Origin of the sequence: Kitasatospora cystarginea (assembly GCF_039533515.1) — a bacterium.
Lineage (GTDB): Bacteria > Actinomycetota > Actinomycetes > Streptomycetales > Streptomycetaceae > Kitasatospora > Kitasatospora cystarginea.
Genome location: NZ_BAAATR010000013.1, coordinates 152,522 through 178,461 on the forward strand (window position 1 = coordinate 152,522; position 25,940 = coordinate 178,461).

A 25,940-nucleotide genomic window follows, 5' to 3' on the forward strand; every position below is an offset into this window, starting at 1 on the left:
CGAGCTGCCAGGCCGAGCCGTGGGACCCGACCGGCAGTTGGACAGCCTCCCGGCGCGTGACTGTGACGGGAGCAACGGGCAGTGGTGGCGATTCCTCGAGGCCCAGGGCAGCGCCTTCAGGGGAGGCACACCTGAGGACGGTACCCCGTACACGCTGACCTCCTACCCGGGCTTCGTCACCGAGCCCATGACGGACCAGCAAGGCGGGGGTGGCCTCAGGCCGCGGGATGCGAATCCCGGCGTTCCTGGCCGCGGTAGAGCTGCGGAGCGGGCCGGGCCACGCGAAGACCCGGGTGGCGAGCCGGCGGCTCATCCGTGCGGCCGCGGTGAGGCAGGACGGGAGCGCTGCGCGGTTCCTCCTCGGACGGGAAGTACCTCGCCAGCTCGTGCCGGCCGCTGATGCGCAACTTCCGGTAGGAGTGGGTGAGATGGGACTCGACGTTGCGCAGGCTCACCTTCAGCTGCTGGGCGATGCTGCGGTTGCTCATACCGCGTGACGCGAGTGCGGAGACCTGCCGTTCGGTGGGGGTCAGCAGCGATTGAGTGGAGTCCTTGCGCGGGTCGGGCCGCCCGCCCGCGCCCCTCAGTTCCCGCTGCACCGCCTTCACCAGGCCGTCGGCGCCGAGCGAGATGCCGACTTCGTTGGCGCGGTGAAGTAGTTCGCGGGCGCGCCCGACCTTGCCGCTCTGGCAATGGGCGCACCCCGCCGTGTACAGGGCGTGGGCGAACTGCAGTGGCATCGAGGCCGGTTCGAGGAGTTCCACGGCCTGGCTGGCGAGCCGGAGCGGCTCGCGTCCCGAGCCGACGGCGGCCTGGGTGACCAGGGCCCGGGCCAGGGCGAAGGGGGCGTTCCAGCGACGGGCCAGGTCGGCCTCCTCCTGGGCGATCCGGCGGGCGTCGGCCACGTCGCCGAGTGCCATCCGGAGCGTGGCCAGGGTCGAACGCCAAGGCAGGATCGCCGGGTTGACGACGCCCCGGCGCTTCAGCTCCGCCGCGCAGTGGGCGATCAGGGCGAGGCCACGCTGGGTCTCGCCCAGCCGTCCGAGAGCTCGTCCGGCGCTGTGCAGGAGGTGGAGCCGCCACCAGGTGCCGGGTTGGTCGCCGGGGAGCGGCGGGGCCTCGTCGAGGAGGGCGCCGGCTCCGGCGATATCGTCCTTCTCCAGGGCTGCGTCGATGAGGACGCTGCGGGCGAGTGCCCCGGTGTGGTACCGGTCGGCGCCGATCCCGGTGAGCAGGTCCATGGCGTGGCGGGCGTCCTCCTCGGCCTCGGTCAGCAGACCGCGGTGGAGCTGGACCAGGCCGCGCACGGCCAGGGCCTCGGCGATCCGGGTCACGGTCCCCTCGGCACGAGCCAGTCGCACCTCGGTGTCCAGGTGCCGCTGGACCTCCTCCACGTCGCCGGCCCAGAGCAGGGCGAGCAGCGCGTGGTACCAGGTGGTCGAGCCGTACGGGGCGCGCGGCACGGACAGAATGCGGTGGGCGATCCGCCGTACCGCGGGCGCGGAGTCACCGGCGGCGGTACGGAGCAGCAGCACCCGCGCCAGCCGGTCCTCGTCCCCGTCCCAGGGCTGGTAGGTGCCCTCGTGGATCCGTACGTGGGTGAGCCCCCGGTGCAGTCGCGCGGCGGCGGAGGGGTCCCGGCCACCGATCTCCCGCTGGGCGTCCTCCAGGACTTGGCGAGCGCGGGCGGGTTCGTCGAGGCGGAGCAGGATGTCGGACAGCCGCAGCGCCTGGCGGGTCCGCTCGGCGGACCCGGAGGCGATGGCGACGTGTCCGGTCAGCGCACGGGCGGAGGCAGGCAGGTCCAGGCCGGTGAGGGCCTGGATCCGCAGGTCCTCGGCGCGTGCGGCGAGCTCGGTCGGCACACCGTGCAGGACGGCCTTCTCGATCAGGTGGCGGGCGCCCGCCGGGTCGAGGCCGACCATGCCGTGGGCGATGTCCAGCAGTAGCCGGGCCATCCACGGCTCGTCCAGGCGGTGGGAGCGCAGCAGATGGCCGGCGATGTCCTCGCAGGGGGCGCCGCGTCGTTTGAGGCAGCGGGCGGCGAGACGGTGGAGTTCGGCGCGCTCGGCGCAGGGGATGTCCTGGTAGAGCAGCTCGGCCAGCACGGGGTGGCGGAACTTCAGGTCGTGCGGACACAGCAGCCCGGACTCGGTGAGCCGGGTGAGACATCGGCAGGCGTCCTCCGTGGACACCCCGCACAGGTCGGCGAGGAGGGGGGCGTCCAGCGCCGTGCCCAGGATGCTGGCGCACCGGGCGACTTCGATGCCGTTGGGGTCCAGGCGCCGGAGCATGCACAGGATGCGTTCCTTGACCGACTGGAGGCGCAGCCGTTCGTCCGGCGGGTCCGCCGGTCGGGCCCCGATGGGGCGGGGAGGAGCGGTGCGGGCCGCGGGCACGGTCCGTATCTGCTCGGTCAGCAGATACGGGTTGCCGCCGCTGTCGGCGATCAGGGTGTCCACGGAGTGGTGTTCGTGGCCGCAGAGTTCGGCGGCGAGGTCGAGGGCGGCGCTCGGGTTGAGGTCGTGCAGATGGATGTAGCGGTCGGGGCGGATGCCCTCCATGAACTCGACCAGCAGGTGCTGGTCGGTCGCCGCTTCGCCACGGCGCTTGGTGACGAGCAGCAGGACGGGGAGGTTCTCCAGACGGCGGCTCAGGAAGCCCAGCCACAACAGGGACTGCCGGTCGGCGTGCTGGACGCAGTCGACCGTCAACAGGATCGGGGTGCGCTGCGCGGCCCTGCCCAGGCATGCGCACAGCTCCGCGAGGAGCGGGTAGACGCGTTCGGCCGGCTCGTCGTCACCTCGGGACGCACCGCATAACGAGAAGGCGCGCTGCCAATCGCCCGCCGCTTCGGGCAGCGTCCCGAGGAGCTGGTGCACGACCCCCAGGGGAAACCGCTGTTCGGTCAGGGACGCGGTGGCCGAGAGCACGATCATGCCCTGCTCCCGGGCGGTCTCCCCGGCCCAGCGCAGGAATGAGGTCTTGCCCGTGCCGATGATTCCCTCCACCAGCGCGACCGCGCCCGCGCCGACTCTCACGGAGTCGAGCAACTCAGTGATGATCTTGGATTCTTCGCTTCTGCCGAATAGCTCCAGGGGCACGGCCCCTCCACCTCCTGCCTAATCGGTGAACGACCTGGGTGACGCGGAAATTGCCTGAGGCTGTCGACCTGCGGACCGAGAAACGCTGACCACACAAATGGCGTGTACACACAGATGTGAACTGACGTTAGCACGCCGGCCGTTGAGTTCGTACAGCGTATTCGGCCCGACGGTTCCCGAGGGTGGTCCTTCGGTCAGTGCTTCGGAGCGACCGTATTGATGTCCACGGGCACCGCACGGGTACGGTCGGCCTGGCTCAGCGCCGGTGACCTGCGACGGGTACGGAAAGCGGTCGCGGCGCATCGCGGAATATTCACTTCCACTGTTGGCGGAAATCTGACGGAAGGATCGGTACCCCGTGTCTGCGATCAGTGAGCGCTGCGCCGAGGTACGGCAGGTGAGCGGCCGATGGTGAGCGACTACTCCGTGCGGCTGTTCTGCCTCCCGTTCGAGGGCGTCTCGGCGGGCGTGTACCTGCCCTGGAGCGACCTGCTCGGGCCCGCGGTGGTCGTCACACCGGTGGAGTTGCCGGGGCGAGGTCGGCACCCGCGGACCCGCCCGTACGAGCGCCCGGAGCCGCTGCTGGCCGAGATCACGCAGTTCGTGTGCCGCATGCGCGACCGGCCGTTCGCGCTGTACGGGCACGGCTTCGGCGCTCTCCTCGCCTACGAGATCGCGGCCCGGCTGGAGTGGGAGCACGATGCGGTGGCCGAGCGGCTGTACGTGTCCGGCGCCGGTGTGCCGCACCGGCCGGCGCCGGACCAGGCGATCGGCCGGCTGCCGGACGCCGAGCTGCTGCGCAGGCTCGGCGAGCGCGGCCGGATACCCCCGGGTGCCCAGGACCCCCGGCGGGCGGTTCGGGTGCTGCCCGCGCTCCGGGCGGACCTCGCCGTCCTGGCGGCGTACCAGCGCGATCCGCGCCATGTCCTGCACTGCCCGGTCACCGCCATGGGCGGGGTGGACGACCGCAGCGTCACCCGCGCCGACCTGGCCGGATGGCGCCGGTGCACCCGGCGCGCCCTGCGGGTGCGGACCTTCCCCGGCGGCCACTACGTCCCGCTCACCGCCCGAGCGGAGCTGCTGGAGACGTTCAGCTGGGACCTGATGCACCAGCAGACCGCACCCCGCACAGTCGCCCGGGCGTACTGAGCGGTTCCCAAAACGGCAACAAGAATTGTCCGGCAGGCGCGACGTCCACATGCTGGGCGTCGGAGGTGACCGTATGACCACGTATCACACCGAGGACCTCGATGGTGACGCCCACCGGGCCGAGCCGGAACTGGAGGCGGAACTCCACTCCGGCTGCCTGGCGGAGGCGTCCCGCTGGCTGCGGGGCCTGCTGGGGCCCGAGGAGCGGGTGACGGCGGCAGTGCGCCGCGTGTTGGACGTGGGCAGCGGGCCGGGCGTGGCCTCCTGTGAGCTGGCCCGCGCCTTCCCGCAGGCGGACGTCATCGCGGTGGACCGGTCCCACTCGCTCCTCGCCCGGGCCGGGGTCCGGGCGGCGGAGTGCGGGCTGGCCGGACGTCTCACCACGCTGCGGGCCGAACGTCCCGAGGAGTTCGGTCGGTTGGGACCGGCGGAGGTGATCTGGACCGGCAACGTCTGCCGCCACCTGGGTGACCAGCAGGCGGCCCTGGGGAGCCTGGCGTCCGCCCTGCGGCCCGGCGGGCTGCTCGCCGTCTGCGAACGCGGTCTTCCGCTCCGCTTCCTGCCCCGCGACATCGGCATGGGCCGGCCCGGCCTCCAGGCCCGCCTGGACGCGGCGCTGGAAGAGCGTTTCGCGGCCCGCCGCGCCGGGCTGTCCGGTACCACCTCCGTGGTCGAGGACTGGCCGCTCCTGCTGGCGGCGTCCGGGCTCGTCCCCACCGGCAGCCGCACCTTCCTGATCGACCTCCCCGCCCCGCTGGGCCTGGCCGCGCGCCGCTATCTGCACACCCGGCTCACCCGGCTGCTCGCCGAGATCGGCGACCGGCTCACCCGCGCCGATCGGCTGACCGTGGAGCAACTCGTGGATGAGGAGGCAGATACCGGCATTCTGTGGCGATCGGACGCCTTCTACCTCACGGCGCTCACCGTGCACACCGCCCGCCGCTGCGCTCGCGCCTGACCGCACCGCCGTAGTGGAACCCGGCCTTCGACGTTCTGGCAGGTTCGGGTGATCAGGCTGCGCTGGCTGCGGCCCGGGCCTGCTGGACGGCGCGGATTTCCTCATTGAAGCATCGGCGGGTCCCTCCCCGGAGGCGACACAAGCACCGCCGATGCTTCTCTGCTGCCGCCGGGCCGAAGCGGCCAGATGACGTCACATCACCCACGCGAGCGACCCGGACGACGATCAACGAGAACGTCGAAAAGTCGAGAGCGGAATATGCCTGCGGCTTTACCGCACGCCGGCTCCGAACAGCACGTCCTCATTTCCTGTCACGGAGGACGTGCCCGTCGGCATGCCCGCCAAGCATTCGGCGCCGATTCTTCGGTCAGCCCTACGGTCGCACCGTATTGAGGCCCCCACCCCCGCACTCCTAGGTTCCTTCCCGTGGCCGTCGCCACGAGCAATCGGATGAAGCGTATGGATGACGGAGGGCGCGTGAAGATTCAGGTTCTCGGCCCGCTGCATGCCGAGACCGGCGGAGTTCCGGTCGTCCCGACGGCGGGCAAGCAGCGGCAGATTCTGGCGCTCCTCGCCCTCCACGCAGGGCAGCTCGTGCCGGTGACGACGCTGGTCGAGGAGATCTGGGGCCCCCGGCCGCCGCGCAGCGCGCGCACCACCGTCCAGACTTACGTCCTGCGGCTGCGGCGCACCCTGGCCGCCGCCCTCGGCGGTCAGGACGGCCCGGCCCGTGCCCGGGAGCTGCTGGCCACCGGGCACGGGGGTTACCTGCTCCGGGCCGGCGAGCAGGACGTCGACGCGTTCGCGTTCCAGCGGGAGGCGCAGGCTGGCCACGCCGCCTTCGCGGACGGTGACAGCGAGGCGGCGGCACGTCGGCTGCGCCAGGCGCTGGCGCGGTGGCAAGGGCCGGCGCTGCTGGACGTACCGGCCGGAGCGGCGCTGCGGATCCAGGCGGCTCGTCTGGAGGAGAGCCGGCTGCTCGCGACGGAGCGCCGCATCGACGCCGAGTTGCGGCTCGGCCTGCACAGCGAACTCCTCGCCGAACTCGTCGAACTGACGGTACGTCACCCATCCAACGAGCGACTGCACTCGCAGGCCATGGTCGCGTTCTATCGCTCGGGGCGGCGGTCCTCGGCCCTGGGGCTGTACCGCCAACTGCGCCGACGACTGGTCGAGGAGCTGGGCCTTGAGCCCATGCCCCAGCTCCAGCGGCTGCACCAGGCGATGCTCTCGGTCGATCCACGGCTGGACATGGTCGCGCAGGGCGGCAGGCCGACGCCGACCTTCGACCTCTACGCGGCATGAACCTGCCCCAACAGAACGGAAGGTGACACAGTGACGGATCGGGTTCCCACCCTGTACGAGTGGGCCGGCGGCGCCGAGGCGCTGGAACGGCTGACGGAGGAGTTCTATGCGCGCGTCCGCAAGGACGAGTTGCTCGCCCCGCTCTTCGCCCGCATGGACGACGACCACCCCAAGCACGTCGCGACCTTCCTCGGCGAGGTGCTCGGCGGCCCGGAGCACTACACCGAACACCACGGCGGTTACCGCCACATGGTCTCCCGCCACCGGGGTCGGGCCATCAAGCCCGAGCAGCGGGCACGGTGGGTGGAGCTGATGCGGGAGGCCATGGACGTGGTAGGACTGCCGGACGACGCGGAGTTCCGCTCGGCGTTCATCGGCTACATCGAGTTCGGCTCGCGCCGCGCCATGGCCAACTCCCGGCCGGGCGTGGGTCCCACGGGGCGTACGACCATCAAGAAGTGGGGCTGGGGGGAGGCTCAGCCCGGTGACGACTGATCAGGCGGACGGCCTGCCCCGGCGTCCCGGTATCGGCAACAAATGTTGTCCGTTCGTCACGCCTGGATCCAGCATGGGGACCAGGGGTGATCACCCTCCCACCATCCGGCAGGCCGCCGCGCACCCGCCGTGATCCGCACGCCCCAACCATTCGAACAAGGAGCTCTCCCATGCGCTTGACCACTCCCCTGCCGGCGCACCAGACCGGAGGTGGCCGCCGATGAGCGTCCAGACCGAACAGCCGCAGGCGGCTTCCGGCAGGGCAGCCGCCCGACTGCCGCTGGGGGTGTACCTGCTCGCGTTCAGTTTGTTCGCGATGGGCAGCGCCGAGTTCCTGCTCGCCGGCGTCCTGCCGGACATCGCCGACGACCTGGGGATCTCGCTGTCCTCCGCCGGAGCGTTGATCTCGGCGTTCGCGATCGGCGTGGTGATCGGCGGCCCGCCGCTGGCCGTGCTGACCCTGCGCTGGCCGCGGCAGCTCACGCTGGTGACCTCGCAGGCCCTCTTCGCCGCAGGTGTGGCGGTCGGCCTGGTGAGCGACAACTTCACGGTGTTGCTGGTCACCCGGTTCCTGTGCGGCCTGGCCTACGCGGGGTTCTGGGCGGTCGCCGCGGTCACCGCGATCGGCCTCGTCACCCCCGACCGCACCGCCCGCGCCTCCGGCGTGGTGGTCAGCGGACTCAGTGTCGCCATGGTGGCCGGTGGCCCGGCCGGCGCGCTGTTGAGCCACTTCACCAGCTGGCAGGGCGGGTTCTGGGCCGTGGTCGGTCTCACTGCGGTCGGTACGGTCTCGACCCTGGTCGCCGTGCCCTCGACCAAGGCGGCCGAAGAGCCCAGCGTGCAGCGGGAGTTGCGCACGATGAAGCAGCCGCAGCTGTGGGTGGTGTACGCCGCGACCCTGCTGAGCACCGCGGCCTACATGATGTCGTACAACTATCTCGCGGCCTTCCTCACCGACATCACGAGCATGAACTCCGTGTGGGTACCCGCGATCCTGACCCTGTTCGGAATCGGCGCCTTCATCGGTCTGTCCATCGGTGGCCGGATCGCCGACGGGCGCCCGCACCACGCGCTCCTGATCGGGGCGGTCGGGATCCTGGTCTCGTCCGTCCTGCTCGCACTCCTCGGCCGGTACGCAGTGGCCGTCATCCCCCTGGTCCTGCTCCTGGGCGTCTCCGGGTTCGTGCTCAACCCGGCCATCTACGGGCGGGTGTTCACCGTCGCGGCGGGGGCGCCCACCCTCGCGGGGGCCACCGCCGTCTCCATGTTCCAGCTCGGCATCAGCCTCGTCCCCGTCCTCGCGGCCGTCGTCCTCGTCGGCGGCGGCGGCCTGACCGCCATCCCCTGGCTCGGCGCCGGCCTGGCGGTCCTCACCATCCCGGCCGTCCTGATCGACCGCGCGATGACCCGCAGCCGGGCGGAGAACCCCCAGCCCGGAGACAACTGACCCGCTCGCATTCCACCGTCGAGAGCCGCGGAGCACGTGTCGACCGAACTGCTCCGCGGCTCCCCCAAGGGAGGATCGCATGGACAACAAGCTCGGCTACGAACTCGGAAACTGGGTCGTGTCGCAGATCCAGAGCCCGGACCGTCCGACGCAGACGACGTTCTCGCTGCTCGGGCTGGACTGGGACCTGCTCCCCGAGGTGTTTCCGCCCTACACGGACCCGGGCCCCGGCCTGTTCGCCTCCTGGGTGCCCTACCAGAAGGGCAGCCGGTTCCTGGAGATGGGCTGCGGCGCGGGCATCGCCGCGGTGATCGCGGCGCAGCGTGGCTGCGAGCGGGTGCTGGCGCTGGACATCAACCCGGCTGCGGTGGAGAACACCCGTCGCAACGCCGCCCGGCACGGGGTGGCCGGCCAGGTGACGGCACTGACCAGCGATCTGTTCGACGCACTGGACCCGGCAGAGGTGCTCGACGTCGTCTTCTGGAACACCCCCTTCATCGAAGCGCCCGAGGACCGTCTCTACGCCGGCCAGATCGAGCGGGCGGTCTTCGACCCCGGGTACGAGATGGTGCGCAGGTTCTTCCGTGACGTGGCGCCCCGTCTCTCGGCGGAGGGGCGGGTGTACCTGGGCACCAGCGAGGCGATGGGGAATCCCGAGAAAATGCTGCGGGCCGCCGCCGACGCGGGATTCGAAGCCCGCCGGTACCGCAGCGAGTCCGTCGAACTTCCGGCAGCGGACTTCGGCGACTCCCCGGTGGTAAAGGCCCACACCAACGAGCGCGGCATCGTCGACATGGACTTCACCATGTACGAGTTCCTGCGCCGCTGATCCATTCTTCGCCACCGGCCGGGAAAATCCCTGCAGGACGCTCACCGATCCACCAGTTCCGACGGAATTCAATTCACTATCAATTCGATTCCGGGCGACACGACAGCGCCTTGGAAGATTGGAGTTTGATGAACGCCAACGGGAAGGCAGACGGCACCGGCTTCGATGTGGTCATCGCCGGAAACGGAGTCCTGGGGCTGTCGCTGGCCTGGGTCCTGGCCCGGCGAGGACAGCGGGTCGCCGTGCTCGGTCAGCCGCATCGCCCCTGGGCCGGCTCGGCGGCGGCCGGTGCCATGCTCGGCTGTTTCGGAGAGGTCACCACCTCCCTGCTGGCCAGCGAGCACGGCCGGGCCAAGCTGGAACTCGGCATCCAGGCCACCAAGTTGTGGCCGCAGTGGCTGGCGGAGCTGGAGGACCGGACCGAGGGCGCCCCGGTCAGGACGGCCGACGGCACCACCGTCATCCTCAACACCATCGGCACGGCCGAGATCGACGACGCCAACTACAACCTCATCCGCGCCGAACTCACCCGCTACCAGGAGCCCTTCGAGGACGTCGAGCCCCGCGACCTCGACTGGGTGGACGCCGAGCCGATCTCCCGCCCGCTGAAGGCCTTCCACATACCCGGGGAACACGCCGTCAGCGCCGCGGCCCTGCTGGAACGGCTCGAGTCGGCGGCCGTCCGGGCGGGCGCCACCCTCGTCACCGAATTCGCCACCCGCGTCGAGTACCAGGGCGAGCGGGCGACCGGAGTCGTCCTGGCCTCCGGGGAGCGGATCGTCGCCGACCACGTGGTGCTGGCCGCCGGAGCGCGCACCCAGGAACTCCTCGACAGCCTGCCCGTCGGCCCCCGCGTCCCCCGCCTGGTCAGCGGGTACGGCGTCTCCTCCCTCATCAGGACCGTGGACGGGACGAGTCCGGACAGCGTCATCCGGACCCCGAACCGCTCCTTCGCCTGCGGACTGCACGTCGTCCCCCGCGGCGACGGGCACATCTACGTCGGCGCCACCAACGTCATCTCCGTGGAGCCGCGGGACACCCCCGAGATGCGCGACCTGGTCTTCCTCCTCCAGTGCGTCAACCGCCAGGTCCGCCGCAACCTGTGGAACAGCGATGTCGCCAAGGTCCAGGTCGGCAACCGCCCCGTGTCGATGGACGGCTTCCCGCTGCTCGGCGAGGGCGGCATGCAGGGCCTGTGGATCATGACCGGCACCTACCGTGACGGCCTGCACCTCTCGCCGCTGCTGGCCCAGGACTTCGCGGCCCGGATCCTCGGCGAGCAGCCCCAGGCCGACCTCGCGCGGTTCGCCCCGGTGCGGCAGCCGCTCCGGACCGGAACGCGCGAGCAGATCGTGGATGTCCTCGTCGACCACCAGATGGGCATCGGCTACGAGCAGGACTGGACCATTCCGGTCGAGTGGCACCACTGGATCGAGATGGACGTGCGGCCGGCCACCCTCAGCTGGGCGAACGAGCTCGACCCCGAGTTCACCCCGCCGGCCGAGCTGCTCTTCGCGTCCCGCTTCGACCCCGAACTCGTCAAGCTCCTGCGGAGGTACTACGCCACCTGCCGCGAGCACAGCTGAGCCTTCCCTTCAAACGCATCACGGTCACCGTACGGGCAGGCAGGCACAACGCGCTTGCCCGTACGGCCCCTTCGAGAAAGGACAGAGCATGCCTGTCAAGACGATCGACCCGCCGGAGCTGCCCACGCCCTACGGATGGCGGCAGCTGGCCGTCGGCACCGGAAGCCGCGTGGTGTTCCTCAGCGGTCAGACCCCACGCACCGCCGCCGGTGAACCGGTTGGAACGGGAGACCTGGCCGCCCAGACCGAGCAGGTGTACCTCAACATAGCCGCCGGTCTGGCCGCGGCCGGTGCCACCTTCGACGACGTCCTGCGCCTGACCATCTACGTCAAGGACTGGTCGCTGGACAAGTGGGACGAGATCGGGGTGGGCGTCGAGCGCGCCGCCGCCCGGCTCGGCGCCGACCTCGTCAAGCCCACCACCCTGGTCGGCGTGGCCACCCTCGCCGAACCCGACTTCCTCATCGAGATCGAGGCCACCGCCATCGTGGCCTGACGCGCGAACGCCACTGAGCGGCCCCCGGCCGGGAACCCTTAGCCCCCGGCCGGGGGCCGCTTGGCGTTGGTCAGGCCAGGAGGTCTCCGATCACCTTGGCCACCGTGTGCGGGGAGGGCAGGGCCGGATGGTGGCTGGCGAGGCCCGTGGACGGGTCGTAACCGTCGTGCCACTCCGGCTCGTTGACGATCTCGCCGTCCGCGCGGATCTGCGCGATGTTCCGCTGGACGGCCGGCTTGTGCCACATCCTGGCGCCCATCACCGGGAAGTACACGACGGGGTAGTCCACCGACAGCGCCACCGTCAGCAGGCGATTGGGCGCGGCGCCGGCCGCCGCCGAGGCGAGGGTGTGGGCGGTGGCCGGCAGCACGGCGAGCAGGTCGTGGTCAGCCGCGAGCCGGGACGGTTTGTCGGTCGGCCAGTCCGCCGGGGATTCCCCGCTCACCACCCGCTCGGCGAACAGCGCGAGACTCTCCGGGGAAATGAACGAGCTCGCGGTGTGCGTCAGCAGAACCGTGAACGTGCTGCCCGCGATGTGCCGGCGCATCGCCTCGATATACGACGGAAGCCGGGTCACCGCAATCGATCCGGTGGCGCCGATGAGGATGCGTTTCCCGGCTGCCGCCGGGGAGTTCTGAGTGGCCATTCCTCGATGATGCCGCTACCGTCCCACCACCGGTCAATGGCGCATGACCCGACTACCGGGGGGAGTCCGCCACGAGTCCAGCGGCGGTCCAGCGCGCACCAAATACTTCGGTTGCCCCTTCGGTCGAACCGTATTGAGACGGGGTCCGCCGCTGCCTAGCGTTCCGTTTGCGCACAACAATTCGAAGGCCCATCAGGGCATCTGACGAAAAGGGGCGGACGTCGATGGAGGATCTCTTCGCGGAACTGCGCGGCAGCGACGGCCGGCGTCGCCTGGACGAGGACCGACTGCCGGAGCTCAAGCCGCAGCCGGATCGGCTTCACGAGCCGTTCCCGCTCACCGACATCCAGCAGGCGTATCTGATCGGCCGGCACAAGGGCCTGGAGCTGGGTGGCATCCCCAGCCAGTACTACCTCGAGTTCGACTGTCCCGGTCTTGACCTCGACCGGCTGACCGGCGCCCTGCGGAAGGTTGTCGCCCGGCACGAGGCGCTGCGCACGGTGGCCGGGACCGACCAGACACAGCGGATCCTCGCCGAGGACGAGTTGGAACCGTACGTCATCCGCACCACGGACCTGCGCGATCGGTCGGCCGGGGACCAGACGGCGGAACTGGAGCGGATCCGCACCGAACTGACGGAGCAGGTGCTGCCGGTGGACCGGGCGCCGCTCGTCGACATCCGCGCCACGCTGCTGGACGGCGACCGCATTCGGCTCCACCTGGCGGTGGACCTGCTGTTCCTCGACATGCGCAGTCTGTTCCGGCTGCTGGAGGAGTGGCGCCGGTGCTACGACGACCCGGCGTGGCGGCCGGAGCCGCTGGAGCTGTCGTTCCGCGACTACGTGCTGGCGCAGCAGGAGCTGCGCGAGGACGACCTGGGCCAGGAGGCCGCCGCGTACTGGGCGGACCGCCTGGACACGCTGCCCCCCGCGCCCGAGCTGCCGCTGGCCGCGGCGCCCGAGCAGCTCGGCGCCCCGCGGTTCGTCCGGCACCGGGCCGTGCTCGACCCCGAGCGCTGGGCGACGCTTCAGGCGGCCGCCGCGCGGCACGGGCTGACGCCGTCGGGCGTGCTGCTCGCGGCGTACGCGGAGGTGCTGCGGACCTGGTCGCGGCGGCAGGAGTTCACCCTGACCGTCACCCAGTTCCACCGGCTCGGGCTGCACCCGCAGGTCGAGGAGATCATGGGCGACTTCCTGGCGCCGGGCCTGCTCGCCGTCGGCGGGCGGCCCGAGGAGACGTTCGAGCAGCGGGCGAAGAACCTTCAGGAGCGGCTCGTGGCGGACTTGGCGCACTCCGCGTACGGCGGCATCCGGGTGCTGCGCGACCTGGCCCGCCGCCGGGATGACCGCCGGGCGTCGATGCCGGTGGTCTTCTCCAGCACGCTCGGCGGCGGCGAGGGCGTCCCTCGGGCCGGGGCCCTGGAGTCGTTCGGCGAGCTGGTGTTCGACCACAGCCGGACGCCGCAGGTGTGGCTGGAGAACCAGATCCTGGAGCTGAACGGCCGGCTCAGCGTCAACTGGAACGCGGTCGAGGGCCTGTTCCCCGAGGGGACGCTGGAGGACATGGTCGCCGCGTACGTGACGCTGCTGGACTGGCTGGTGGACGACGAAGCGGCGTGGGGCGCCACCCGCGGGATCGTGCCGCTGCCCACCGCGCAGGCCGGTGAGCGGGAGCGGGCCAACGCCACCGCCGAGGACATCCCGCCGGCACTGCTGCACGAGCTGGTCGCCGAGGCGGCCCGGCGCAGTCCCGACGCGCCGGCGGTGATCACGCCCGGCGCGGAGACCACGTACCGTCAGCTGACCGAGGCCGCGCACCGGATCGCACACCGGCTGCTGGCCGGCCCCGGTGCCGGGCCGGGCGGGATCGTAGCGGTGTCGATGCGTCCGGGGGCCGCGCAGTACTCCGCGCTGCTCGGGGTGCTGCACACCGGTGCCGCGTACGTGGCCATCGACCCGGAGCTGCCCGAGGAGCGGCGGCTGAAGCTGCTGGCCCGCTGCGCGGTGCGGGCCGTGGTGACCGAGCCGGACCTGCGCGACGCGCTGCGCTGGCCGGCGGGCGTGGCGGTGGTGACCCCGCAGGACGAGGCCACCCTGGCGTGTTCCGCCGAGGCGCCCGAGCGCCGCCAGCGCCCTGACGACCTGGCGTACGTGATCTTCACCTCGGGCTCCACGGGCGAACCGAAGGGCGTGATGATCACCCACCGGAGTGCCGCCAACACCGTGCAGGACATCAACCGGCGGTTCGGCGTCAACGAGCAGGACCGGGTGATGGCGCTCGCCCCCACCGGCTTCGACCTCTCGGTGTACGACATCTTCGGCGTCCTGGGCGCCGGCGGCACCGTGGTCGTACCGGACCCGGTGCGCGGCAGCGACCTCGCGCACTGGTCGCAGCTCATCAGCCGCTACGGCGTGACCGTCTGGAACAGCGTGCCCGCACCGATGCGGATGTGGATCGACTCGCTCGGCGACGGGGGCGCCCCACGCGGGTGCCGGCTGCGGCTGGCCCTGCTGAGCGGCGACTGGATCCCGGTGGACCTGCCGACCCGGATCCGGGAGAAGCTCCCCGCGATGCGGGTGATCAGCCTGGGTGGTGCCACGGAGGGCTCGATCTGGTCGATCCACCACCCGATCGAGACGGTCCGGCCGGAGTGGTCGAGCATCCCCTACGGCAAGCCGCTGGCCAACCAGACCATGCACGTGTTCAACCAGTGGCTCGAGCCGTCCCCCGTCGGGGTCACCGGCGAGATCCACATCGGCGGCATCGGCGTGGCCCAGGGCTACCTGGGCGATCCCGAGCGCACCGCGGAGCGCTTCCTGGTCCACCCGGTCACGGGGGAGCGGATCTACCGGACCGGCGACCTCGGCCGGTACCTGCCCGGCGGCGACATCGAGATCCTGGGCCGCGAGGACTTCCAGGTGAAGATCAACGGCTACCGGGTCGAGCTGGGCGAGATCGAGGCCGCGCTCGTTCGCCAACCTGGCGTGCGCACCGCGCTGGTCACCGCGCCCGCCCACGCGCGGACCGGACAGCGGCAGATCGCCGCGTACGTGGTGCCCGACGCCGGGGCGGACCCGGACCCGGCCGCGCTGCGGGAGGCGCTGGCGTCCCTGCTGCCCGGCTACATGATGCCCAGCCGCTTCCTGACGCTGGACACGCTGCCCCTGACGGGCAACGGCAAGATCGACCACAAGGCGCTCCCCACCCCGTGGAACGACGACGCCGAGGCCGGCGACGGGCGGACGGCGCCCCGCAGCCGGGTGGAGGAGCGGCTGTTCGCGCTCTGGTCGCAACAGCTCGGCCACAGCGACTTCGGCGTGGAGGAGGGCTTCTTCGACATCGGCGGCGACTCCCTGCACGCGGTCGGCCTGCTCGCGCTGCTGCGCGCGGAGTTCGGCATCGGGGCCGACGTGGAGACGGAGCTGGTCGAAGGGTTGTTCATGAACGCGTCGATCGAGTCGTTCGCCGAACTGATCGCTTCCGTCGAGGAGTTGGCCGCGTGACTGACGAGTGGGAGTACGTGATCGTCGGAGCGGGCTCGGCCGGAGCCGTCACCGCCGCCCGGCTCGCCGCCCGGGGCTCCGGGAACGTCCTGCTGCTCGAGGCCGGTGCCGACCAGCCGCGTCCCCGGGACCGGTCCCACCCCCTGGCCGACGCCGGCCGCCTGGTGCTGTCCGGCTACAACTGGGACTACCGGGCCAACCTGCGCACCAGCAGCCGCCTGGAGGACCTGGTCGGAGCGCGGGCCGGCGGGCCGGCGGCGGCCCGCGCCCTGTGGGAACGCTTCCCGTACCAGCTCGGCAAGGTCGTCGGCGGCGGCTCCGCAGTCAACGGCGCCATCGCCCTGCGCGGGCTGCCCCGCGACTTCGCCGCCTGGGCGGCGTACGGCAACCCGGACTGGTCGTGGGAGCGGGTGCTGCCGTTCTACAAGGATGTCGAGAACGACGCCGACTTCCCCGGCCACCTCCACGGCGACAGCGGCCCGCTGCCGGTCCGCCGCACCCCGCGCGAGGAGGTGCACGAACTGGACGCGGCGTTCTGGGCGGAGTGCAACCGGCAGGGCGTCGCCGACCTGCCGGACCTCAACGCGGGGGAGGAGGCCGGGGTCGGCCCGATCCCCGGCAACGCGGTGGACGGCGAACGCGTGGACGCCGCCACCGCGTTCCTCACCGGCGCGCGCGAGCTGCCCAACCTCCGGCTGCGCACCGGGATCCGGGTCGTCCGGGTGCTGTTCGAGCAGCACCGGGCCGTCGGCGTGGAGGTCGAGACGGACGGTCGGCTCACCGCGATCCGGGCCAGGCACGTCGTGCTCAGCGCCGGGGCGGTCGGCACGCCCGTCATCCTCCAGCGCTCGGGTGTCGGCGACGCAGCGTTGCTCCGGGTGCTCGGCATCACCCCCGTGGTGGACCTGCCCGGGGTCGGCCGGGACCTGGTGGACCACCCCTCGGTCGTCATCTGGTCGAAGCCCGCCGACGGGGTGTGCACGCCGGGCCTGCCCTGGCGGCAGGTCGCGGCGCGGATGAGCAGCGGCTTCGACGGCGACGTGGACATCCAGGTGGGGCTGCTCAACAACGTGGAGAGCCACACCATCCCCGGCTTCGTGGACCGCCTCGGCTGGCCGCTGGTCGTGGGCGCCTCGGTGATGCTGATGCGCCCGCGCTCCCGGGGCCGGGTCTTCCTCGACCACGCCGACCCGTACGCCGCGCCCGTCATCGAGCTGGGTCTCGGCACCGATCCCGAGGACGTGGAACGGCTCTGCCACGGCGTGCGCCGGGCCTGGGGCCTGCTGCGCTCACCCGGCCTGGCGAGCCGGCTGACCGCCACCCAGTTCTGGAGCGACCGCATGATCGCCAGCGACGGGGTGGTGCGCAGCGGCGTCCGCAACATCATGAACCCCGGCTGGCACGCTGCCGGTTCGTGCCGGATGGGACCGGTGACCGACCCGTGGACGGTCGCCGACCAGGACGGCCGGGTGCACGGCACGGAGAACCTGCGGATCGCCGACGCCTCGCTCTTCCCGACGATCCCCAGCGCGCCCACCAACCTGACCACCCTGATGCTGGCCGAGAAGCTGGCCCGGAACACGAAGGAGTGACTGTGCGGCCTGAATCCAGCTCGCCGGCGCTGCTCTACTGCTTCCCGCACGCCGGGGCGACCTCGATGGTCTACCGGGGCTGGCAGTCGCTGGGCGAGCCGCACATGTCGGTCCGGGGCGTGGACGCACCCGGCCGGGGGACCCGCCGCCGGGAGCGCAGGGCCGTCGGCTTCCACGCCCTGGTGCGGGCCATGGCCGAGCACGTGGTGGCCGACCTGCTGGCCGAACGGGAGAGAACGGCCGACCTGCGCTGGGCGACCTTCGGCCACAGCTTCGGAGCGACGATGAGCCTGGCGGTGGCCGCCGCGGTGGCCCGCCAGGTGGGTGTGCCGCCCGTCCGGGCCGTGCTGTCCGGGGCGGTGCCGCCCCGGCTCCAGCGGCCCGGCGCGCTGCTCGCCTCAGTGCCCGACGAGGAACTGCTCGCCCGGACCGCCGCCGACGGCGGCACGCCGCCCGCGGTGCTGGCCGACCCGACGATGAGCCGCATCCTGCTGCGGATGCTCCGCGAGGACGACGCCGTGCGGACCGAGTTCGCGCAGGAGGCCGCCGGACTGCGGGTGGACTTCCCGCTCACCCTGATCGCCGCCCGGGAGGACGTGCACGCCCCGCCGGAGACGGTCTGGCCGTGGTCCGCGCACAGCTCGGCCCCGACCCGCCGGGTCGAGATCGAGGGCGGCCACTTCGCGGCCGTGCAGCACCCCAAGGAAACCCTGACGACCATCGCCGACGACACCGACCCAGGGGAGAGGTGACCGCATGGCCCGCAAGCGGTACGAGGCGGAGCACGAGCAGTTCCGGGACGCGTGCCGGGAGTTCCTGAGCCGGGAGGTGGTGCCGTACCACGCCCAGTGGGAGCGGGACGGCATCGCCGACCGCGAGGTGTGGCGCAAGGCCGGGAAGGCCGGGCTGCTCGGCATCGGCGTGGACCCCGAGTACGGCGGGGGCGGCGAGCCCGACTTCCGCTACCCGGCGGTGTTCGCGCAGGAGATCATGTGGGCCCGGGCGACGGCGCCGACCTTCGTGGCGCACAACGACGTCATCGCCGGCTACCTGGCCGAGCGGACCACCGAGGAGCAGCGCAGGCGGTGGCTGCCGGGGTTGTGCTCGGGCGAGCTGATCGCGGCGATCGCGATGAGCGAGCCCGACGCGGGCTCCAACGTCGCCGACATCCGCACCACCGCCTTCCGCGACGGGGACGGCTACGTCCTCAACGGGCAGAAGACGTTCATCACCAACGGTGAGCACGCCGATGTCGTCGTGGTCGCCGCCAAGACCGCCCCCGAGCGCGGCGCCCAGGGGATCAGCCTGCTGGTGGTGGAGCGCGGCACGCCGGGCTTCACCCGCGGCCGCCGGATGGAGAAGCTCGGCTGGCACGCCAGCGACACCTGCGAGCTGTTCTTCGACGACTGCCGGGTGCCGGCCGAGAACCTGATCGGCAAGGAGAACGCAGGGCTGGCCTATCTGATGGCCGGGCTGCCACGGGAGCGGCTGAGCATCGCGACCGTGGCCCTGGGCGCGGTCGAGCGGATGCTGACGGACACGCTGGAGTACGCGAAGACCCGGGAGGTGTTCGGCCAGACCATCGGCGGCTTCCAGCACAACCGCTTCCAGCTCGCCACGATGGACACCGAACTGACCGTCGCCCAGGTCTTCCTGGACCACTGCATCACCCAACTCAACGCCGGGCGGCTGTCCGTGACGGACGCTGCGAAGGCGAAGTGGTGGACCACGGAGTTGCAGGTGGACATCGCCGGTCGGTGCCTGCAGATCCACGGCGGCTTCGGCTACCTGAAGGAGAGCGCGATCTCCCGGGAGTGGGCCAACAGCCGGGTGCAGACGATCTACGGCGGGACGACGGAGGTGATGAAGGAGCTGATCGGCCGGTCCCTCGGTCTCTGACGTCACGGCACCGCCCGTCGCACTCCGGCGGGCGGTGCCAACACCGCATCTGTGGTTGCGAGTTCGGGGGCAGCGCGATGTAATGGCGGCATGACGCAGCCCCCGACCATAGCCCAGGCCCTGTCCGAGGTCGGCCCCCGGCTCAAGTGGCTGCGCACCGCCCGCGGTGTCACCCTGGCCGCGCTGTCGGAGGCCACCGGGATCTCCAAGAGCACGCTGTCGCGGCTGGAGGCGGGCCAGCGCCGCCCCAGTCTGGAACTGCTGCTGCCCATCGCCCAGGCCCACCAGGTTCCCCTCGACGAGCTGGTCGGCGCCCCGGAGGTGGGCGATCCGCGCGTCCGGCTGAAGCCGCACCGGGTGAACGGCAACACCGTGCTGCCGCTGACCCGTCAGCCCGGCCCGCTGCAGAGCTACAAGATGATCCTGCCGACCCGCCGCACCACCCCGGAGCTGTGCACCCACGAGGGGCACGAGTGGCTGTACGTGCTCTCCGGGCGGCTGCGGCTCATCCTGGCCGACCACGACGTGGTGCTCGGCCCCGGCGAGGTGGCCGAGTTCGACACCCGGCTGCCGCACTGGTTCGGCAGCACCGGCGAGGGCCCGGTCGAACTGCTGAGCCTCTTCGGTCGCCAGGGCGAGCGCATGCACGTGCGCGCCCGTCCGACAGCGCGCACGCCCGCCTCCGGCGGCTGAGCCGGGACGGGCGGGCGGATCGAGGCGTGGCCGGGCGCGGGTGGGGTCAGCCGCCGGAGGCGGGCGACACGGACCGGTACGCCGCGAGGGCCTGCTCGACCTCCTCGTCGACCAGGTCGTGGTTGAGTGCGAAGGCGGCGGCGGCCCCCATGCCGGCCGCGGTGACGGCCTGGGCGCGCGGGTCCACCACGTTGCCGACGGCCCACAGGCCGGGGCGGGTCGTGCGGCCGGCCCGGTCGGTGACGAGCCAGCCGGCGTCGTCCTTCTCGCAGCCGAGGCCGTCGAAGGGCGCGTCGTTGGGGGTCATCCGGGGGAATACGAACACCGCGGCGCACTCCAAGGTCCGCCCGTCGGCGAGCTCCACCGCGTGCAGCCGCTCGTCCTTGGTGAGCAGGCAGGACACCGGCCCCTCGGCCACCTTCACCCCGCGTGCGTCCAGGCGCTCCCGCTCCTCGTCGCTGAGCGGCTGGGTGTGCGGGACGTACACGACGTCGTGCGACCACTGGCGCAGCAGCAGCGCCTGCCCGGCGGACGCCGGGTGGACACCCAGCACGACGAGCGGCTGGTCGCGCAGCTCGTAGCCGTGGCAGTACGGGCAGAAGATGACGTCCTTGCCCCACTGCGCGCGCAGGCCCGGGATGTCGGGCAGTTCGTCGCGCAGCCCCGCGGCGAGGACGACGTGGCGGGCCTCCAGCGTCGCGCCGCCGACCAGCCGGACCAGGTACCCGCCGACCTCGCGGGCGTCCACCTGGTCCACCTGACCATTGATCAGTACGGCGCCGTACCGGGAGATCTCGGCGCGGCCGGTCTCCAGCACTGTGAGCGGCGGGACCCCGTCACGGGAGAGGAAGCTGTGCATGTGGGCCGAGGGAGCGTTGCGGGGCTCCCCGGCGTCGATGACGGCGACGCTCCGGCGGGCCCGGGAGAGCACGAGCGCGGCGTTCAGTCCACCCGCTCCGCCGCCTATCACGATGACGTCGTACGAGGTTCGGTCGGTTGTGTCGTTGATTGCGCCAGTCATGGCGATCACCTCCGCCGCAAGCGTGCGGCTGATGGGACGTCACGAGCAATTTTTGTTGCCGTTTCCGGAACACTCGACTCTCGACGTTCTCGCTGTCGTTGTGTGGGCCGCTCGGGTGAGTGACGTGGCGTCAGCTGGCCGCTTCGGCCGGCGAGAGCAGAGAAGCACCGGCGGTGCTCGCGTGGCCTCCGGGGAGGGCCCCGCCGATGCCTCCGGGTGGTCGAGCTCGCGGCCGGTCACGCCGTGATGGCGCTGTGTCGCGGCCGGTTCGCGCCCCGTCAGGGAACGGTTGCCGAACTGAGCATTCGGGTGCGGGCGGTGTGCGGCGCCTGCTCGATCGCCGGATCGGGGGTCGCCGTCACGGATCATCCGGTTGACGAGGGCTGTGCGCAGACGCCCGGGTCCTCGGCACCCGGCTCAGCGGCCGGACGGGGCGAAGCGCAGGGCCAGGGCCGGGCACTGGTTGACCGCCCGTTTGGCGGACAGCGTCAGCCAGGCCGGCACGGGTCCCTCACTGACCACCGGGAAGCCGTACCGGTCGAGCGTGAACAGCTCCGGGGCGATGTCGGCGCACAGCCCGTGCCCGTCGCACAGCGCCCAGTCCACCTTCAGGCTCACCCGGCCGACCTCGGCGGTGCCGGGGTCCGGGCTCCAGGGCACGGTCGGCAGCACTCCGCGCACCCGCCGTCCGCAGCCGGCGCGCTCGGTGTGCGCGCCGACGTCCTCGGCGAAGGCGGTGAGCGCGGACCGGACGAACCCGGCGGAACCGTCGGGGTGGGAGCAGGCACCCTGTCCCACCACCGCGGCGGCCAGCCGGCGGACCTCCTCCGCCGCACGGGCGCCGCCGGCCACCACCGCGCCGAAGGCCCGCGCCAGCTCGGGCAGTCCGCGCCGGCAGGGGCCGCACTGGCCGGCCGACTCCGCGGCCAGCCACTGGACGATCCGGTGCGCCTCGCCCAGCGGGCAGGTGTCCTCGGGCAGCGGGATGACGACACCGGCGCCGAAAGTGCCGCCGGCCTGCCGCATCCCGGCCCGGGAGCAGGGAGCGGACACCGCCGACGCCGCGTCCAGGAACATGCCGTGGTAACCGCCGACCAGCACTCCTTGGCCCGGCCCGGTCCCGCAGGCGTCCAGCACCGCACCGAGCGGGGTCCCGGCGGGGGCTTCCACCACCACGGGCCGCCGGGCGCCCGCCCGGTTGACGGTGAGCAGCACCGTACCGGGCTCGGCCTCGGGGCCGACGGCGCAGTACGCCTCCGCTCCGATCCGGGCGGCGATGGCCAGTTGGGCGTACGTCTCGGCGTTGGAGAGCAGCGTCGGCAGCCCGTCGACGCCGCCGATCCCGCCGTCGGAGGAGCGGACCTTGCGGCTCGGTGGCAGGGCGACCAGCCCGTTGATGCCGCGGATCAGCGAACCGGACTCGCCGGAGACGAAGCGGGCGGGCTGCTGCACGACCCGGATCGGCAGCCGGGCACGGCGTTCCGCGACCGCCGCGGGCATCGAGGTGACGCCCGGGCTGCCCTCGTCCACACCGACGGCCACGCTCTCGGCGCGTAGTGCCCCGCCGACCAGCAGCGCACCGTCCAGGACGAGGTGCGGGGCGCGGGCGAGCAGCATCTGGTCCTTGGCGCTGCCCGGCTCGCCCTCGGTGGCGTTGACCACGACGGCCGCCGGCCGGCGCCGGCGCCGGGTGGCGTCGATCACCGCCTGAAGCTTGCGGGCGAAGGGGAAGGCGGCGCCGCCCTTCCCGGTGAGCCCGATCCGCTGGGCGAGGTCGACCAGCCCCGACGCGTCGTACCGGGGCAGCGGCCCGTGGACGGTGAGATGGGCCTCGTAGCCCATCCGGATGTACTGGTCGAGTCCGGCGGTGAGCCTGGGCGGCCCCATCCGGATGACCTCCGGGACGTCCGCGGTGTCAGCCGTCATCGGTTCTGCCAGGAGTCGACGGTGTACCCGGAGGACTGCGGCTGGGTGGGCTGGGACCAGTAGCCGGGGGTGGGCTGGGACCAGTGGCCGGGGGTGGGCCAGGACGCCACCGCTGACGGGAACCGCGGGCCGGCGTCGGGGACTTGCGGGTACCCGGGCTGGCCGGTGAACGCCTGGGACGGATACTGCTGGGCGTACAGCTGCTGGGTGTACTCGGCCTGCTGTTGCTGTTGCTGCTGCTGGAACGCCATCTGCTCGGCGAGGTATTGCTGACGGCCGGCGTCGATCATCGCGTTGAGTTCACCGGTGTCCCAGGCGACCGTCGTGAACTGGGGCTGGTACTGCGGCTGTTGTTGCTGTGGGAACGCCGCCTGCTCGGCCAGGTACTGCTGACGGCCGGCGTCCAGTAGGGCGTTCAGCTCACCGGTGTCCCACTGCCCGGCGGCTGCGTCCACGGGCAGCTGGGCGGATACAGTGGCAGCCGCGACGGGTTCCGGTGCCACCTCCGGTTGGGCGTCCGGGAGTTCCACGTCCAGCGCCAGCAGCGCCGAGGACTCGCCGAAGACGGGCAGCTGGTCACCGAGTGGCGGGTAGCCCGCCTCCTCGCCGGGGCCGATCAGGTCCACGGCCATCAGGCGGCGGTTGGCGCTGACGCCGGTGGTGTTGCGCCCGGCTCCGTGCAGGAACTTGATGAGCAGTACGAGCGCCACCACGGCCATGTTGACACCGTACGACCACACGACCCAGCCCTTGGCCGGCCGCCCGGCCTCCAGCCCGTGCGCGAGGGCGAGCGGCCACGAGGCGTAGGCGACCCAGTGCAGCGGTCGCCAGAGCCGGGTGAGGCGGGGGTTGTTGGCGAAGTGGCCGCGGAGCGCGCCGGTCACCGCGGCCAGGACCAGCAACTCTCCGGCGATGGTGCCGACGCCGACCGCGAAGCTGGTGCCGGAAGCGAACGGCATCACGGCCGCCGCCGGAGCGGCGTGCCCCTCGGCGACCTTGTTGCCGATGTGGATCACCAGCGTCACCACCGCCGCCGTGGACACGGCCCGGTGCAGCGCCTGCACGACCACCCGGTGACGCGGCGTCATCAGTCGTCGTTCGGCCGCCAGCAGGCCGAGTGTGACACTGCCGCTGAGGGCCATCAGCGTCAGCACACCGAAGAAGAAGTCGACGAACCGGTGCACCGCCTCCGTGCCGCTGCGGTTGTGCGCCGTCGCCGGGAGCTGGAGCGCCTGCAGCACCGTGGCGACCACGCCGAGCACCACCACCACGGCGACGACCAGGACCGGGACCGGCGGCTTCGGCAGCTCCGGTGCCGTGCCGGCGGCCGCCGCGCGAAGTCGCGCCGCGGTGTTCCGCGGGGACCGGCGGCGTGGCCTTGTCGAACTCTTCAAGGTCTCTCCTTGTCCAGGAATGGTGGTGGCCCGACAGTCGACGCGGACCGGGTGTCCACGAGCGTGGGTTCCTGATGTCACCGCAGACGGCATCAGGACCCGGGGCACCGAGGGGAGTTGCAAGGGGACCGGCAGCCTGAATGGCGAGGCTCCTTCGGCGGCCGGCGGGGCGCGGCCTACCAGTGGCTGCCGTAGACCGGCGTGGGGTCACCGTCCGTCGCGGTCGGCATGCCGGTGGGCGGGTCGGTGGGCGGGTCGGTCGGCCCGGACGTCGGCATTCCGGTCGGCATGCCGCTCGAACCGGTGGTCGGCCCCACGGTCGGCATGCCGGTCGGCTTGGTGGTCGGCTTGGTGGGGGGCATCCTGCTCGGCTTCGAGGTCGGCATGTCGGTCGGTTCGGTGGTGGGCTTCCCGGTCGGCATACCGGTGGGGCCGGATGTCGGCGTGCCCGACGGCGCGCCGACCGGCATCGAGGTCGGCACGTCGGTCGTGCTGACCGACGGCGCGGGAGCGGCAGGAGGAGCCGCCGTCGGGAGGGCGGGAACGCACGCTGCAGCGAGCAGCGACGTCCCGGCGGCGAGGAGGCCGTACGAAACCGGCCTGTGGCCGGACATTCGGCCGCCACCGCTGCGGAGACGGAGAGGGGAAGTCCGGAACGGGAGTTTCATCTGATCTCCTTCGTGGATACCCCCAAGCTTCAGCTGGGGGAGGAAACGAATGCTCCTGCGTAGCGGGACAGGGAAAGCCAGACCGCTGCCTGGGCGGTATGGCGTCTCGGTAGGTGAATCACCCGCACCAGGCCGCAAGTTCGCGGTTCCTTGTGATCCGTGCAGGCCGTTCACGTGAAGCGGGCGTACAAGTTCCGCTTCTATCCGACCGATGCGCAGGGGGTGCGGCAGGCGGCGGAGCCGGGCGAACCGGCCAAGGGATGAGCGGCGAGCTGCGCCCCCAACGGCCGGGCAGCCGGTGACGGATCCGGCCGGGCGTCAAGAGAGCGTCCGCGACGGCCAGGGGAGAGCAGTCGCGGCGCGTCCCGGCGCACCGTCGTCCGAAGCGGCACTCACGGGTGCCGCTGATCGGCGGCCATGGGCCTCGTGGTCATCCAGCGGCGGCCAGCGGGAAGGGGGGCTTGTCGTCGGTCTGCGCCGGAGCGGCTGCCTGCCGCACCGGAGACTGGGCCGGCGCGACGGCCGCGGGCCGGACCGGCGTACCGCTCTCCAGTGACGCGGGCGCGGCCGGCTTGCCCACCGTGGCCGGTGCCTGGCGAGGAGGTTCCACGGCCGCGCCGGGCAGCGGCGTCGCCGGCGTGCTGCCTTTGACGGTGCCGGCGGCGCCGTGGGCCGGAGCCACCGGGCGGAAACGGGAGGCCAGTTGGTGGCTCACCGCTTCGTCGAGAGTGACTGGCCGCTTCACCTCACTGGCCAGCTTGGAGGCATGGAGTCCGAGTTCGGCGACGTGTTCCCAGTCGAGGCGGATCACGAGGCGCAGCTCGGCGCCTCCGTCGGGGGCGGCTGTGACAGTGGGGATGGTCATGTCGTTCACGAGTGCTCCTTGCGGTGCGGGTCGTGGCGAGGACGCGCGTCGGCAGATGATCGGGTTCACCGGTCCGGAGTGCGCCGGCGTGGGCCCGGACGCCGGCTGCCGGCGGGCCGCGTGATGGCGCGGGCGGGTGACGTGAGCCCGGTGCGGTGATGCCCGTGCCGGGCTGGGTGTGAAGACAGTACGGCCTTCCGGTCCGTCGAAACACCGTCACCGCGGAGTTTTCGAATCCGCTAAGGGAGCGCTCATCCCGGGCTTAGACGGTACCGTCCGGGTCGCGCCCAGTACCGCGGTGGCGCGGCCAACTCCCTTGCAGATCTGAGGCATTGGAAAATCCGGTGCCGTGCGGCCGGCGCGG

The 25,940-nt window shown here is 72.1% G+C and carries 21 protein-coding genes; 14 read left to right on the forward strand and 7 right to left on the reverse strand.

The annotated features are described in order from the left end of the window. Positions 1-215: 215 nt before the first annotated feature. The gene (locus ABD369_RS17025) at positions 216-3,104 is read right to left on the reverse strand and encodes an ATP-binding protein (protein WP_344637257.1); all 2,889 of its coding nucleotides are present in this window, start codon (positions 3,102-3,104) and stop codon (positions 216-218) included. 411 nt (positions 3,105-3,515) lie between these two features. Between ABD369_RS17025 and ABD369_RS17030 the strand changes: the two genes are divergently transcribed. From ABD369_RS17030 to ABD369_RS17065, 8 genes are all read left to right on the forward strand, one after another. After that, a complete protein-coding gene (locus ABD369_RS17030; RefSeq protein ID WP_344637258.1) occupies positions 3,516-4,253 on the forward strand; it encodes a thioesterase II family protein in 738 nt (245 codons plus the stop codon). Between the two features lie 73 nt (positions 4,254-4,326). Next, positions 4,327-5,211 carry a class I SAM-dependent methyltransferase gene (locus tag ABD369_RS17035; RefSeq protein WP_344637259.1) on the forward strand — a complete coding sequence of 295 codons (885 nt, stop codon included), beginning with the start codon at positions 4,327-4,329 and terminating at the stop codon, positions 5,209-5,211. A 477-nt stretch (positions 5,212-5,688) separates the two neighbouring features. After that, positions 5,689-6,516, forward strand: coding sequence for an AfsR/SARP family transcriptional regulator (locus ABD369_RS17040; RefSeq protein WP_344637260.1), 828 nt, complete (start codon positions 5,689-5,691; stop codon positions 6,514-6,516). 30 nt (positions 6,517-6,546) lie between these two features. Next, positions 6,547-7,011, forward strand: coding sequence for a group II truncated hemoglobin (locus tag ABD369_RS17045; protein ID WP_344637261.1), 465 nt, complete (start codon positions 6,547-6,549; stop codon positions 7,009-7,011). Between the two features lie 220 nt (positions 7,012-7,231). Continuing rightward, the gene (locus ABD369_RS17050) at positions 7,232-8,458 is read left to right on the forward strand and encodes an MFS transporter (protein ID WP_344637262.1); all 1,227 of its coding nucleotides are present in this window, start codon (positions 7,232-7,234) and stop codon (positions 8,456-8,458) included. Positions 8,459-8,537: 79 nt separating this feature from the next. Next, positions 8,538-9,287 carry a methyltransferase gene (locus ABD369_RS17055; RefSeq protein WP_344637263.1) on the forward strand — a complete coding sequence of 250 codons (750 nt, stop codon included), beginning with the start codon at positions 8,538-8,540 and terminating at the stop codon, positions 9,285-9,287. Between the two features lie 128 nt (positions 9,288-9,415). After that, a complete protein-coding gene (locus tag ABD369_RS17060; RefSeq protein WP_344637264.1) occupies positions 9,416-10,873 on the forward strand; it encodes an NAD(P)/FAD-dependent oxidoreductase in 1,458 nt (485 codons plus the stop codon). Between the two features lie 88 nt (positions 10,874-10,961). After that, positions 10,962-11,369, forward strand: coding sequence for a RidA family protein (locus tag ABD369_RS17065; RefSeq protein ID WP_344637265.1), 408 nt, complete (start codon positions 10,962-10,964; stop codon positions 11,367-11,369). A gap of 70 nt (positions 11,370-11,439) precedes the next feature. Here the strand turns inward: ABD369_RS17065 and ABD369_RS17070 are convergent, their stop codons facing one another. Then, positions 11,440-12,015, reverse strand: a complete 576-nt coding sequence (locus ABD369_RS17070) for a flavoprotein (protein ID WP_344637266.1) — start codon at positions 12,013-12,015, stop codon at positions 11,440-11,442. Positions 12,016-12,239: 224 nt separating this feature from the next. Between ABD369_RS17070 and ABD369_RS17075 the strand changes: the two genes are divergently transcribed. From ABD369_RS17075 to ABD369_RS17095, 5 genes are all read left to right on the forward strand, one after another. Beyond that, on the forward strand, positions 12,240-15,518 hold the full coding sequence (locus tag ABD369_RS17075; RefSeq protein WP_344637267.1) for a non-ribosomal peptide synthetase: 3,279 nt from the start codon (positions 12,240-12,242) through the stop codon (positions 15,516-15,518). Further along, the gene (locus ABD369_RS17080) at positions 15,515-17,110 is read left to right on the forward strand and encodes a GMC family oxidoreductase (RefSeq protein WP_344637268.1); all 1,596 of its coding nucleotides are present in this window, start codon (positions 15,515-15,517) and stop codon (positions 17,108-17,110) included. Before ABD369_RS17075 ends, ABD369_RS17080 begins: the two co-directional genes overlap by 4 nt. A 2-nt stretch (positions 17,111-17,112) precedes the next feature. Further along, positions 17,113-17,862, forward strand: a complete 750-nt coding sequence (locus ABD369_RS17085) for a thioesterase II family protein (protein ID WP_344637269.1) — start codon at positions 17,113-17,115, stop codon at positions 17,860-17,862. 4 nt (positions 17,863-17,866) lie between these two features. Beyond that, positions 17,867-19,009, forward strand: coding sequence for an acyl-CoA dehydrogenase family protein (locus tag ABD369_RS17090; RefSeq protein ID WP_344637270.1), 1,143 nt, complete (start codon positions 17,867-17,869; stop codon positions 19,007-19,009). Positions 19,010-19,099: 90 nt separating this feature from the next. After that, the gene (locus tag ABD369_RS17095) at positions 19,100-19,702 is read left to right on the forward strand and encodes a helix-turn-helix domain-containing protein (protein ID WP_344637271.1); all 603 of its coding nucleotides are present in this window, start codon (positions 19,100-19,102) and stop codon (positions 19,700-19,702) included. 46 nt (positions 19,703-19,748) lie between these two features. Here the strand turns inward: ABD369_RS17095 and ABD369_RS17100 are convergent, their stop codons facing one another. The 4 genes from ABD369_RS17100 to ABD369_RS17115 all read right to left on the reverse strand — a co-directional run bounded on the left by ABD369_RS17100 (position 19,749) and on the right by ABD369_RS17115 (position 24,657). Beyond that, complete coding sequence (locus tag ABD369_RS17100) at positions 19,749-20,723, reverse strand: NAD(P)/FAD-dependent oxidoreductase (RefSeq protein WP_344637272.1); 975 nt, start codon at positions 20,721-20,723, stop codon at positions 19,749-19,751. A 417-nt stretch (positions 20,724-21,140) separates the two neighbouring features. After that, on the reverse strand, positions 21,141-22,649 hold the full coding sequence (locus tag ABD369_RS17105) for an NADH-ubiquinone oxidoreductase-F iron-sulfur binding region domain-containing protein (RefSeq protein WP_344637273.1): 1,509 nt from the start codon (positions 22,647-22,649) through the stop codon (positions 21,141-21,143). Continuing rightward, on the reverse strand, positions 22,646-24,043 hold the full coding sequence (locus ABD369_RS17110) for a ferric reductase-like transmembrane domain-containing protein (RefSeq protein WP_344637274.1): 1,398 nt from the start codon (positions 24,041-24,043) through the stop codon (positions 22,646-22,648). The genes ABD369_RS17105 and ABD369_RS17110 overlap by 4 nt, the downstream gene beginning before the upstream one ends. Before the next feature lie 176 nt (positions 24,044-24,219). After that, positions 24,220-24,657, reverse strand: a complete 438-nt coding sequence (locus tag ABD369_RS17115; RefSeq protein WP_344637275.1) for a hypothetical protein — start codon at positions 24,655-24,657, stop codon at positions 24,220-24,222. A 228-nt stretch (positions 24,658-24,885) separates the two neighbouring features. On the opposite strand from ABD369_RS17115, the gene ABD369_RS41155 reads away from it, so the two are divergent. After that, the gene (locus ABD369_RS41155) at positions 24,886-24,975 is read left to right on the forward strand and encodes a helix-turn-helix domain-containing protein (RefSeq protein ID WP_425557638.1); all 90 of its coding nucleotides are present in this window, start codon (positions 24,886-24,888) and stop codon (positions 24,973-24,975) included. Positions 24,976-25,141: 166 nt separating this feature from the next. On the opposite strand, the gene ABD369_RS17120 is transcribed toward ABD369_RS41155, so the two are convergent. Then, complete coding sequence (locus ABD369_RS17120) at positions 25,142-25,576, reverse strand: hypothetical protein (RefSeq protein WP_344637289.1); 435 nt, start codon at positions 25,574-25,576, stop codon at positions 25,142-25,144. Positions 25,577-25,940: the final 364 nt, after the last annotated feature.

Excerpts from the sequence above, each read along its gene's own strand:
- ABD369_RS17035 (WP_344637259.1), top strand. The coding sequence starts at position 4,327 with ATGACCACGTATCACACCGAGGACCTCGATGGTGACGCCCACCGGGCC.
- ABD369_RS17050 (WP_344637262.1), top strand. The coding sequence starts at position 7,232 with ATGAGCGTCCAGACCGAACAGCCGCAGGCGGCTTCCGGCAGGGCAGCC.
- ABD369_RS17055 (WP_344637263.1), top strand. The coding sequence starts at position 8,538 with ATGGACAACAAGCTCGGCTACGAACTCGGAAACTGGGTCGTGTCGCAG.
- ABD369_RS17060 (WP_344637264.1), top strand. The coding sequence starts at position 9,416 with ATGAACGCCAACGGGAAGGCAGACGGCACCGGCTTCGATGTGGTCATC.
- ABD369_RS17065 (WP_344637265.1), top strand. The coding sequence starts at position 10,962 with ATGCCTGTCAAGACGATCGACCCGCCGGAGCTGCCCACGCCCTACGGA.
- ABD369_RS17070 (WP_344637266.1), bottom strand. The coding sequence starts at position 12,015 with ATGGCCACTCAGAACTCCCCGGCGGCAGCCGGGAAACGCATCCTCATC.
- ABD369_RS17075 (WP_344637267.1), top strand. The coding sequence starts at position 12,240 with ATGGAGGATCTCTTCGCGGAACTGCGCGGCAGCGACGGCCGGCGTCGC.
- ABD369_RS17090 (WP_344637270.1), top strand. The coding sequence starts at position 17,867 with ATGGCCCGCAAGCGGTACGAGGCGGAGCACGAGCAGTTCCGGGACGCG.
- ABD369_RS17095 (WP_344637271.1), top strand. The coding sequence starts at position 19,100 with ATGACGCAGCCCCCGACCATAGCCCAGGCCCTGTCCGAGGTCGGCCCC.
- ABD369_RS17100 (WP_344637272.1), bottom strand. The coding sequence starts at position 20,723 with ATGACTGGCGCAATCAACGACACAACCGACCGAACCTCGTACGACGTC.
- ABD369_RS17105 (WP_344637273.1), bottom strand. The coding sequence starts at position 22,649 with ATGACGGCTGACACCGCGGACGTCCCGGAGGTCATCCGGATGGGGCCG.
- ABD369_RS17115 (WP_344637275.1), bottom strand. The coding sequence starts at position 24,657 with ATGTCCGGCCACAGGCCGGTTTCGTACGGCCTCCTCGCCGCCGGGACG.
- ABD369_RS17120 (WP_344637289.1), bottom strand. The coding sequence starts at position 25,576 with ATGACCATCCCCACTGTCACAGCCGCCCCCGACGGAGGCGCCGAGCTG.